General features: G+C 71.0%; 10 protein-coding genes and 1 pseudogene. 2 read left to right on the top strand and 9 right to left on the bottom strand.

Going from position 1 to position 10,432, the window contains the following annotated elements; all coding sequences use genetic code 11:
- From ACI379_RS09105 to hisD, 6 genes and pseudogenes are all read right to left on the bottom strand, one after another.
- A pseudogene (locus tag ACI379_RS09105) lies at window positions 1-87 on the bottom strand (imidazole glycerol phosphate synthase subunit HisF); the annotation flags it as partial.
- A 1-nt stretch (window position 88) separates the two neighbouring features.
- Window positions 89-826, bottom strand: a complete 738-nt coding sequence (gene priA / locus ACI379_RS09100; protein WP_439791768.1) for a bifunctional 1-(5-phosphoribosyl)-5-((5-phosphoribosylamino)methylideneamino)imidazole-4-carboxamide isomerase/phosphoribosylanthranilate isomerase PriA — start codon at window positions 824-826, stop codon at window positions 89-91.
- A 41-nt stretch (window positions 827-867) separates the two neighbouring features.
- Entirely contained in the window at window positions 868-1,503 is a 636-nt protein-coding gene (hisH, locus tag ACI379_RS09095; protein ID WP_439791767.1) for an imidazole glycerol phosphate synthase subunit HisH, read from the bottom strand.
- Window positions 1,500-2,126: an imidazoleglycerol-phosphate dehydratase HisB gene (hisB, locus tag ACI379_RS09090; RefSeq protein ID WP_439791766.1), complete on the bottom strand. Its 627-nt coding sequence runs from the start codon at window positions 2,124-2,126 to the stop codon at window positions 1,500-1,502. Before hisB ends, hisH begins: the two co-directional genes overlap by 4 nt.
- Complete coding sequence (locus ACI379_RS09085; RefSeq protein ID WP_439791769.1) at window positions 2,123-3,214, bottom strand: histidinol-phosphate transaminase; 1,092 nt, start codon at window positions 3,212-3,214, stop codon at window positions 2,123-2,125. Before ACI379_RS09085 ends, hisB begins: the two co-directional genes overlap by 4 nt.
- A 5-nt stretch (window positions 3,215-3,219) precedes the next feature.
- Complete coding sequence (hisD, locus tag ACI379_RS09080) at window positions 3,220-4,530, bottom strand: histidinol dehydrogenase (RefSeq protein ID WP_439791765.1); 1,311 nt, start codon at window positions 4,528-4,530, stop codon at window positions 3,220-3,222.
- A 75-nt stretch (window positions 4,531-4,605) separates the two neighbouring features.
- On the opposite strand from hisD, the gene ACI379_RS09075 reads away from it, so the two are divergent.
- Window positions 4,606-5,271, top strand: coding sequence for an LON peptidase substrate-binding domain-containing protein (locus tag ACI379_RS09075; RefSeq protein ID WP_439791764.1), 666 nt, complete (start codon window positions 4,606-4,608; stop codon window positions 5,269-5,271).
- Window positions 5,272-5,279: 8 nt separating this feature from the next.
- Window positions 5,280-5,774: a Cys-tRNA(Pro) deacylase gene (gene ybaK / locus ACI379_RS09070; RefSeq protein ID WP_439791763.1), complete on the top strand. Its 495-nt coding sequence runs from the start codon at window positions 5,280-5,282 to the stop codon at window positions 5,772-5,774.
- 56 nt (window positions 5,775-5,830) lie between these two features.
- Here ybaK and ACI379_RS09065 read toward each other — a convergent pair whose 3' ends face one another.
- From ACI379_RS09065 to dnaE, 3 genes are all read right to left on the bottom strand, one after another.
- Window positions 5,831-7,480 carry a DUF3352 domain-containing protein gene (locus ACI379_RS09065; RefSeq protein ID WP_439791762.1) on the bottom strand — a complete coding sequence of 550 codons (1,650 nt, stop codon included), beginning with the start codon at window positions 7,478-7,480 and terminating at the stop codon, window positions 5,831-5,833.
- 93 nt (window positions 7,481-7,573) lie between these two features.
- Window positions 7,574-8,104, bottom strand: coding sequence for a hypothetical protein (locus ACI379_RS09060; protein ID WP_439791761.1), 531 nt, complete (start codon window positions 8,102-8,104; stop codon window positions 7,574-7,576).
- Window positions 8,101-10,432: DNA polymerase III subunit alpha (gene dnaE / locus ACI379_RS09055; RefSeq protein WP_439791760.1), on the bottom strand; the 2,332-nt coding region annotated here is incomplete at its 5' end. The genes dnaE and ACI379_RS09060, both read right to left, overlap by 4 nt.

The following is a 10,432-nucleotide window of genomic DNA, read 5'->3' as shown; positions in this document are numbered from 1 at the left end:
GTCACGCAGCTCGGTGAAGTTGATCCCCTTGACCACCCGTCCGCCGTCGACGTCAAGGCACGGGATGACACGGACCACGAGGCTCATCTCAGGCTCCTGCGGGCCGGGTGGCGGCGAGCGCGTCGGCGAAGTCGATCCGGCCCTCGTACAGGGCGGTGCCGATGATGGCACCCTCGACCCCGACGCCGACGAGGCCGTTCAGCGCCACCAGGTCCTCGACCGAGGTCACGCCGCCCGAGGCGACGACCGGACGGTCGGTGGCCGAGCAGACGTTGCGCAGCAGCTCGAGGTTGGGGCCGGCGAGCATGCCGTCCTTGTTGACGTCGGTCACCACGTACCGGGCGCAGCCCTCGGCGTCGAGGCGGGCCAGCGTCTCGTACAGGTCGCCCCCCTCACTGGTCCAGCCGCGACCGGCGAGCGTGGTGCCGCGCACGTCGAGCGCGACCGCGACCCGGTCGCCGTACTCGGCGATGGCGCGAGCGCACCACTCGGGGTTCTCGATGGCGGCGGTGCCGATGTTGACGCGCGCGCAACCGGTCGCCATCGCCTTGGCCAGCGACTCGTCGTCGCGGATCCCACCGGTCATCTCGACCTTGATGTCGAGGCGCTGGACGATCTCGGCCTTGAGGGCGGAGTTGTCGCCCTTGCCGAAGGCGGCGTCGAGGTCGACGAGGTGCAGCCACTCGGAGCCGGCCTCCTGCCAGCGCAGGGCCTGCTCCACCGGGTCGCCGTACTGGCCGCCGGAGCCGGCCACGCCCTGGGCGAGCTGGACGGCCTGGCCGCCGGAGATGTCCACGGCGGGGAGGAGTTGGAGGTAGTCGCTCATCGTCTTCCTGTTCACGAGGTACGCGGGACGGGGCCCGGCGTTCAGAGGCTCTTGACCCAGTTGCGCAGCAGGGCCGCGCCGGCGTCGCCGGACTTCTCCGGGTGGAACTGGGTGGCGCTCAGCGGACCGTTCTCGACGGCCGCGACGAAGCGGTCGCCGCCGTGCTCGGCCCACGTCACCAGGGGGGCGCGGGTGCGGTCGTTGGTGACCAGCTCCCAGTCGCGGACGCCGTAGGAGTGGACGAAGTAGAAGCGCTCGTCGGTGACGCCGTCGAACAGCGTCGTGCCCTCGGGCACCTCGACGGTGTTCCAGCCCATGTGCGGGACCACGTCGGCCTGCAGGCGCTCGACCGTACCCGGCCACTCGTCGCAGCCGTCGGTCTCCACGCCGTGCTCGACGCCGCGGGCGAACAGGATCTGCATGCCCACGCAGATGCCCAGGACGGGTCGGCCACCGGCGAGACGCCGACCGATGAGCCGGTCGCCCTTGATCGCCCTCAGACCGGCCATGCAGGCGGCGTACGCACCGACGCCCGGCACGAGCAGGCCGTCGGCGGCGAGCCCCGCCTCGAAGTCACCGGTGAGGGTGACCTCCGCGCCCGCGCGCTCGACGGCGCGGACCGCGGAGCGCAGGTTGCCCGAGCCGTAGTCGAGGACGACGACGCTCGGCCGGCTCACTTCGAGCCGTCCGTGCCGTCGCCCTCGAGGGTGCCCTTGGTCGAGGGCACGCCGGTCTCGCGCGGGTCCAGTGCGGCCGCGTCGCGGAACGCGCGGGCGAACGCCTTGTACTGCGCCTCCACCAGGTGGTGCGGGTCGCGGCCGGCCAGCACCCGGACGTGCAGGGCGATCTGGGCGTGGAACGAGATCGACTCGAACACGTGACGGGTCAGGGAACCCTGGTAGTCACCGCCGATGGCGACGTAGATCTGCCCCTCGGGCTCACCGGTGTGCACGCAGTACGGGCGGCCGGACAGGTCGACGACACCCTGCACGAGCGCCTCGTCGAGCGGCACGGTGGCGTCGCCGAAGCGGCGGATGCCCTTCTTGTCGCCCAGGGCCTGGCGCAGCGCCTGGCCGAGGATGATCGCGGTGTCCTCGACGGTGTGGTGGGCGTCGATGTGGGTGTCGCCCTCGGTGCGGACGGTGAGGTCCACCAGGGAGTGGCGACCGAAGGCGTCGAGCATGTGGTCGAAGAAGCCCACACCCGTCGACACGTCGGTCTTGCCGGTGCCGTCGATGTCGACCTCGACCAGGACCGACGACTCCTTGGTCCTGCGCTCGATCCGTGCGGTACGGCTCATCGGTTCTCCTCCATCACTGCCACCAGGGCGTCCTTGAAAGCCTTCATCTCCTGCGGGGTGCCGATCGAGACCCGCAGCCACCCCTGCGGCCCGGTCTCACGGATCAGCACGCCCCGCTCGACCATGCCCTGCCACACGGCGTGCCGGTCGGCGAACGTCCCGAACAGGACGAAGTTGGCGTCCGAGTCGGCCACCGTCAACCCCTGCTCGCGCAGCCAGGTGACCGTGAGGTCGCGCTCGGCGCGCAGCTCGGCGACCTTGCCGAGCAGCTCGGGGGCGTGCCGCAGGGCCGCGAGAGCGGTCGCCTGGGTGACGGCCGAGAGGTGGTACGGCAGGCGCACCACCCGGAGCGCGTCGACGACCTCCGGCCGGGCGGCCAGGTAGCCCAGCCGGGCGCCGGCCAGCGCGAACGCCTTGCTCATCGTGCGGGTGACGACGAGGTTGCGGTGCTCACCGAGCACCTCCAGCGCGCTGGGCACCCCCTCGCGGCGGAACTCGCTGTACGCCTCGTCGATGACGACGATCCCGTTGCCGGCGGCCTCGCACAGCATCGAGACGGCCTCGGGCGGCAGGGCCGTACCGGTCGGGTTGTTGGGGCTGGGCAGCAGCACCACAGCGGGCTGCACCTCCAGCACCTTGGCGCGCGCGGCCTCGAGGTCGAGGCTGAAGTCGTCCTCGCGGCGGCCCGCCACCCACTCGGTGAGCGAGTCGCGGGCGTACTCGGGGTACATCGAGTACGTCGGCGCGAACGACAGCGCACGACGCCCCGGCCCACCGAAGGCCTGCAGGAGCTGCAGCATCACCTCGTTGGAGCCGTTGGCCGCCCACACCTCGTCGACGCCCAGACCCTGGCCACCGTCGCCGTTGAGGTACGCCGCCAGGGCGCCCCGCAGCTCGACGGCCTCACGGTCGGGGTAGCGGTTGAGGTCCAGCGCAGCGCGACGCACCGCCTCGGCGATGTCGGCGGCCGCAGCCGCCGAGGGGCCGTACGGGTTCTCGTTGGTGTTGAGCTGCACGGGCACGTCGATCTGCGGGGCACCGTACGGCTCCTCCCCCACCAGCGCGTCGCGCAGCGGGGGCCAGTTCAGCGTGCTCACCGCGGGTTTCCGTCCTCGAACCGGATCGTCACGCCCGCGCCGTGCGTGGGCAGGTCCTCGGCGCGCGCCAGCACCTCCACGTGCGCGGCGACCTCGGCGAGCGCGTCGCGGGTGTAGTCCACGACGTGCATCTCCTTGAGGAACGCCGAGACCGAGAGGCCCGAGGAATGGCAGGCACACCCGCCCGTGGGCAGGACGTGGTTGGAGCCGGCGCAGTAGTCACCCACGGCGACCGGCGAGTACGACCCGATGAAGATCGCGCCCGCGTTGCGCACCCGCGCGGCGACGTCGGCGGCGTCACGGGTGTGGATCTCGAGGTGCTCGCTGGCGTACGCGTTCACCACGTCGAGACCCTGGTCGACGTCGGAGACGAGGACGATCGCGGACTGCGGTCCGGCCAGGGCGTCGGCGATCCGCTCGGAGTGGGTGGCGGCCGCGACCTGCTTCTCCAGCTGCACCTCGACGGCGTCGGCCAGCTCGAGGGAGTCGGTCACCAGCACCGATGCCGACGTGCCACCGTGCTCGGCCTCGGTCATCAGGTCGGCGGCGACGAACGCCGGCTCGGCCGTGTCGTCGGCCAGGATCGCGATCTCGCTCGGCCCGGCCTCGGAGTCGATGCCCACGACGCCGCGCAGCAGGCGCTTGGCGGCGGTGACGTAGAGGTTGCCGGGCCCGATGACCATGTCGACGGGCTTGCAGGGGCCCGCGCCCAGGGCGAGCATCGCGACGGCCTGCGCGCCGCCAGCGGCGTACACCTCGTCGACGCCGAGCAGGGCGCAGGCGGCGAGCGTGGTGAGGTCGGGCAGACCCGTCGCGCGCTGCGGCGGGGTGGCCAGGGCGATAGACCGGACGCCGGCGACCTGGGCGGGCACCACGTTCATCACGACCGTCGACACCAGCGGCGCGACGCCGCCGGGGACGTACAGCCCGACCCGGTCGACGGGGACCTTGCGGTGCGTGATCACGGCGCCGGGAGCGACCTCGATGCGCTTGTCGGGGCCGAGGTCGGCCTCGCATGTGGCCCGCAGCCGGCTGATCGACTCCTCCAGCGCCGCACGGACAGCAGGCTCAAGGTTGGCCAGTGCGTCGGCGAGGACCTCGGCGGGGACGACCACGTCGTCGAGGCGTACGCCGTCGAAGCGCTCGGTCAGGTCGAGGACGGCCTCGACACCGCGCTCGCGGACGTCGTCGATGATGGGGCGCACGACATGGGTGGCCGCCTCGACGTCGAACTCGGCGCGAGGCAGGCTCGCGCGGTAGTCGACCGACGCCCGATCGGCGTCGCGGAGATCGATACGGCGCATCATGGCTCCATTCTAGGTTCCTCCCACCGACGGCCCGGAGCCGCCACTGGGGCATGGACAGCGATTAGGGTCACTCCCGTGAGCGCGCCCCTCCCCATGTTCCCGCTGAGCAGCGTCGTGTTCCCCGGGATGACGGTGCCGCTGCACGTGTTCGAGGACCGCTACCGCGCCCTCGTGCACCATCTCCTCACCGAACCGGACCCCACGCAACGCGTTTTCGGGACCGTGGCGATCCGTGAGGGGTACGAGGTGGGCGACCACGGCGGGCAGTCGCTGTACCGGGTGGGCACGCTGATGCAGCTGACGGAGGTCGAGGAGAACCCCGACGGCACGTTCGACGTCGTCGCGGTCGCCCGCGAACGGCTGCGGCTGTCCGAGATGGTCCCCGGTGCCGAGCACCCGCAGGGGCTGACCACCCCCTGGCCCGACGATCCCGAGCCGGTCCCGGACGAGATCGCGATCCGGGCACGTGCGGTCTTCACCGCGTACCGGGCGGCGGTCGCCGACCTGCGTGGGGACCCCTTCGAGGGGCACCTCCCCCGCGACGGCGAGTACCTGTCCTGGACCCTGTCGGCCCTGGCCCCGCTGCCCATGGCGGAGCGCCAGCTGCTGCTCGAGGCGGCCGGGCCGCTGAGCCGTCTCCAGCTCGTCACCACCTACCTGCGCGACGAGCTGCGCGCGATCAACGTCATCCCGTCCCTGCCCGCCACCGAGGTCGCCCGGACCCGGTGGTCCCCGAACTGAGTCGCCCCGTGGCCAAGAAGAAGGCAGCTGGCGGCACGCCGGCGACCGTCGCGCTCGCAGCCGCGGGTGTCGAGCACACGCTGCACCCCTACGACCACGACCCGCGGGCGGCCTCGTACGGGCTCGAGGCCGCCGAGCTGCTCGGGGTCGACGCGGAGCGCGTGTTCAAGACCCTCATGGCCACCGTCGACGGGCGGCTGACGGTCGCCGTCGTTCCGGTCTCGGGACAGCTGGACCTCAAGGCGCTGGCGCGCGCCGTCGGCGGCAGCAAGGCCGCGATGGCTGACGTCGCGGCCGCGGAGCGCGCCACCGGGTACGTGGTCGGTGGCATCTCTCCCCTGGGCCAGAAGCGCCAGCACCCCACGGTCGTGGACGCCTCGGCTCTCGAGCACCCCACGGTGTACGTCTCCGGCGGTCGCCGGGGGCTCGACGTCGAGCTGTCCCCCGACGCGCTGGTACGCCTCACCGACGCCGTCGTGGCCCCGGTCGGCCGGGACACCTGAGACGCACAGCGGCCCGCCCGGCAGGTGCCGGACGGGCCGCGTGACCGTACGGGGTGTCAGTCGGTGGTCAGACGGATCTTGCCGTGGCTGACGTCGCCGTCCACCCACCACGAGATGCCGAACGCGGCCAGCGGCTTCACGTTGTCGACGATGTCCTCGTCGCCCTCGGACTCGGCCAGACGGACCAGCCAGTCGTCGTCGGCGTTGAAGTTGACGAAGACGACGCCTTGGGCGTCCCCGTCGACGACCGACTTGTACTCGGAGGTGTCGCCGAGGGTGTCCTCGGGATCGGTGAGCGCACCGCGGTAGCCCTCGTGGGGGCTGATGACAGCGTTGTCGCCGGCAGCCTCGGCCTGGAGCCACGGGAAGGTGTCGAGGAGGGACTGGCCCTCCTGCGCGGTGATGTAGTCGTCGACCTTGGTGATCAGGTCGTTGACGTCACCCTCGTCGGCCTTGACCACCACGCCGGCGGGCAGGTCCTCGGGGCCACCGTTGGCGACGGCGTCGACGTCGAGGCCGCTGCCGAGGGCGAGCGCGATGCCCTCGCCCAGGCCGTTCTCGATGTCGTCGATGCTCAGACCGACCTCGGCCAGCGTGTCCTCCAGCGAGGACTCGGAGAGGCCGGACTCGTCGAACTGCTCGGCGGCCTTGTCCAGCCAGCCGTCGGCCAGGCCGATGCCCAGCGCCGCGACCGTCTCGTCGGGCAGGCCGGAGACCAGGTCAGCACCGCCGCTGCCGGAGAGCGACTCGGCCTGGTCGGGCAGGCCGCCGGCGACCTCGAACTCGAGGCCACCGTCGTCGAAGCGCAGCGCCATCGCGGCACCCTGGAAGTCCTCGAGCGTCTTGCGCAGCTCCTCGGACGTGGCCGGGTCGGTGGGCTCGTCGGACTCGAAGTCGCTGAAGTCGTCCTCGAGGTCGGAGGAGGAGAAGTCGGGCGACGCCCCGGCCAGGGAGCCCGACCCGAGGTCGGCCAGCTGGTCGGCGTAGTCGGCCACGTGCTTGGAGACGTAGACCGAGAGGATCGCCTCACCGCCCGCCTCGTCGGTCCAGCGGCCGTAGTCGGCGTCGTCGGCCAGGCTCTCCTTCTTGGCGGCCTCGGCCACCTCGTCGGTGATGTCCTGGGTCTCGCCGAAGATCACCCAGTCGCCGCTGACCGTGACGCCCACCTCAGAGGTGTCGCCACCACAGGCCTCGGCGACCTTGTCGATGCCGTCCTCGGCCTTGGTGCCGTTCGTCGTGTGCAGCACGACGACCGGGGCGGGCTCGTCCTCGCCGGTCTCGACCGCGGCGACCGCGGCACGCGAACCGATCCAGGGCTTGACGTCCTTGGCGTAGTCGAGGTCGGTGCACTCGCCCGACTCGGTCGCCTCCTTGAACAGCTCCTCCATGAGGTCGCTGTCGGCGTCGATGTCGGTCTGGTCGGTGAACGCCGGGAACTTGCGCAGCGTGTTGATGATCTCGAGCTTCTGGCTGCCGCTGGGGTCCAGGTCGAGGCTCGCGTACGCGATCGTGTCGGCCGGCAGCGCCTCGGCGGGCTGGGCGCCCTGGCTGAAGAACATCGTGGCGGCGACGGCGCCACCACCGATGACCAGCGCGCCAGCGCCGAGGCCACCGATGAGCGCGATCTTCTTGCCGTTGCCCCCGCCTGCGGCGGGTGCGGGCGGCACGGGCTGGTACGGGCCCGGGCCGGAGTCGTACGTGGTCATAGCTCTCCCCCGTGGGTCTGTGTCTGCTGGTCCGGAAGGCTTCTTACCCGGTCCAGTCGCGGGCAACCCTAACCGGCGCCCGTGAGGCTGAGGTCACTCCGTGCCGTCGAGCCCCGTGCGGCGTCCGCGCCCCTGGTACGTCAGGAGGCTCGTGGCGAGTCCGAGGACGGCGCCCACGGGCAGGGCGAGGACGGCAGTCGTGCCGAACGGGGCGAACCGGGTCTCCTCCCCCACACCGAGGCGCGCCGGCAGTGTGGCGAGGTCCTCCTGGTGGGCCGCCAGCACCTGCGGGTCGGCAGGGCCGAGGGCCTGACCGACCAGGAACATCACCCAGGCGGCGACGAATGCCCCGCAGGTGACGCCGACGAGCGTCGCGATCTCCTGCCCCTTGGTGAGGTGTCCGGCCACGACCCCGGCGACGAGTCCCGCCACGGCCCCGATGAGGACGTACAGGGCGGTCCCGTCGAAGGAGAGGTCGGGACCCGCCGGCTGGAGGAACCACTCGCCCCCGTAGACGACACCCAACGGCGGGCTCCACCACCAGTTCCAGAGCAGCCCCAGGACCGCGCCCAGTGGCACGGCACAGGCCAGCAGGACCGCGACCGTACGGGCCCCCGTCCTCACGTGAGGCACCCCGGGCCGAGGAGCTGCTTGAGGTCCGCGAACAGGGCGCCGCTCGGGGTCACCCGCAGCCCGTCAGGCAGTCGCATCACCTTGGTCGAGGTCCGGGTGACCAGACGCAGCTGCACCTCGGTCATCCCCGGGTGCGTGCCGAGCACGTCACGCAGCTGGTCGACCACCGGCGGGGTGCACCGCGTCGAGGGGATGCTGATGACCACGGGGCCCGAGGGCCCGGTGCTCAGGTCGGGGACGGTGACCTCCTGCCCGCGCAGCTCCGGCTGCTCCTTGTCGCGGGAGAGCTGCCCCTTGACCCGGATGATGGCGTCCTCCACGAGGTACGGGGAGGCGAGCTGGTACGCGCTCGGGAAGAGGAGCACCTCGATGGCACCGTCGAGGTCCTCCAGCGTCAGCGTCGCCCACGGGTCGCCGCGCTTGGTGATCTTGCGCTGCACGGAGGTGACCAGGCCGCTGACCGTCAACGTCGTGTTGTGCGGGCGGTCCTCGTCGACGAGGAGCTGGCCGATCGTGCAGTCGGTGCCCTGGGACAGGACGTGCTCGAGCCCCATCAACGGGTGGTCGGAGACGTAGAGGCCCAACATGTCGCGCTCGTGGCCCAGCAGCGTCATCTTGTCCCACTCGTCGATCTCGGGGATCTCGACGCTCACGCCGAACCCCCCGTCGCCGTCGTCGTCACCGAGACCGGCGAAGAGGGAGTCCTGCCCGATCGCCTCGTTCTTCTTGATGTCGACGTACTGGTCGACCGCGGTCTCGTGGACCGCGACGAGGGCGCGCCGCACGTGCTTCATGTCGTCGAAGGCGCCGGACTTGATCAGGGAGTCGATGACCCGCTTGTTGCAGACCTGGGCCGGCACCTTGGACAGGAAGTCGTTGAAGTCACCGAACCGTCCCTTGCTCTCGCGGGCCTCGACGATCCCGTCGACCACGTTGGAGCCGACGTTGCGCACGGCGGTCAGGCCGAAGCGGATGTCCTTGCCCACGGCGGTGAAGTTGTGGGCCGACTCGTTGACGTCGGGCGGGAACACCTGGATGCGCATCCGGCGGCACTCGTTGAGGTAGATCGCCATCTTGTCCTTGTCGTCCTTCACGGACGTCAGGAGCGCAGCCATGTACTCGGTGGGGTAGTTGGCCTTGAGGTAGGCGGTCCAGTACGTGATGACGCCGTACGCGGCCGAGTGCGACTTGTTGAAGGCGTAGTCGGAGAACGGGAGCAGGATCTCCCACAGCGTCGAGATCGCCGCCTGCGGGTAGCCGCGCTCGAGCATGCCGGCCTGGAACCCGGCGTACTGCTTGTCGAGCTCCTCCTTCTTCTTCTTGCCCATGGCGCGGCGCAGGTTGTCGGCCGCACCCAGCGTGAAGCCGGCCAGCACCTGGGCGATCGCCATCACCTGCTCCTGGTAGACGATCAGGCCGTACGTCTCCCCCAGGACCGGCTCCAACGCCTCCGCGAGCGCGGGGTGGATCGGCTCGATCGGCTCCCGGCCGTTCTTGCGGCGGGCGTACTTGTTGTGCGAGTCCGCACCCATCGGGCCCGGGCGGTAGAGCGCCGAGACGGCCGTGATGTCGGCGAACTTGTCGGGGAGCATCGAGCGCAGCAGTGCCCGCATGCCCTGACCATCGAGCTGGAAGACGCCGAGGGTGTCACCGCGGCCCATGAGCTCGTAGGTGGCCACGTCGTCGAACGGCAGCTCTTCGAGGACGACCTCCTCGTTGCGGTTCGCGCGGATGTTGGCCAGCGCGTCCTCGAGGATGCGGAGGTTGGACAGACCCAGGAAGTCCATCTTGACCAGGCCCAGCGACTCGCACATCGGGTAGTCGAACTGGGTGATGACCGCGCCGTCCTGCGGACGCGACATGATCGGGACGATGTCGAGCAACGGCTCGCTCGACATGATCACGCCCGCGGCGTGCACGCCCCAGTTGCGGATCTGTCCCTCCAGACCGACCGCGGTCTGGTAGATCGTGCGGACCTCGGGGTCCTGCTCGTAGAGCGTGCGGAACTCGCCGCCCTCGCCGTAACGCTTGTGGTCCTCGTTGAACAGGTCCTTGAGCGCGACGCCCTTGCCCATCACGTCGGCCGGCAGCGCCTTGGTGATGCGGTCGCCGATGGCGAAGCCGTGGTCGAGGACGCGGGCGGCGTCCTTGATCGCTGCCTTGGCCTTGAGGCGGCCGAAGGTGGCGATCTGGGCCACGCGCTCGGCGCCGTACTTCTCGGTGACGTACGCGATGACCTCGCCGCGGCGGGCGTCGTCGAAGTCGATGTCGAAGTCAGGCATCGAGGGGCGCTCGGGGTTGAGGAAGCGCTCGAAGAAC

The organism is Nocardioides sp., assembly GCF_051876515.1.
In the GTDB taxonomy this organism is placed as follows: Bacteria; Actinomycetota; Actinomycetes; order Propionibacteriales; family Nocardioidaceae; genus Nocardioides.
The sequence above is the reverse complement of the archived record's forward strand: the minus strand, read 5'-3'. Positions and strand labels throughout refer to the sequence as shown.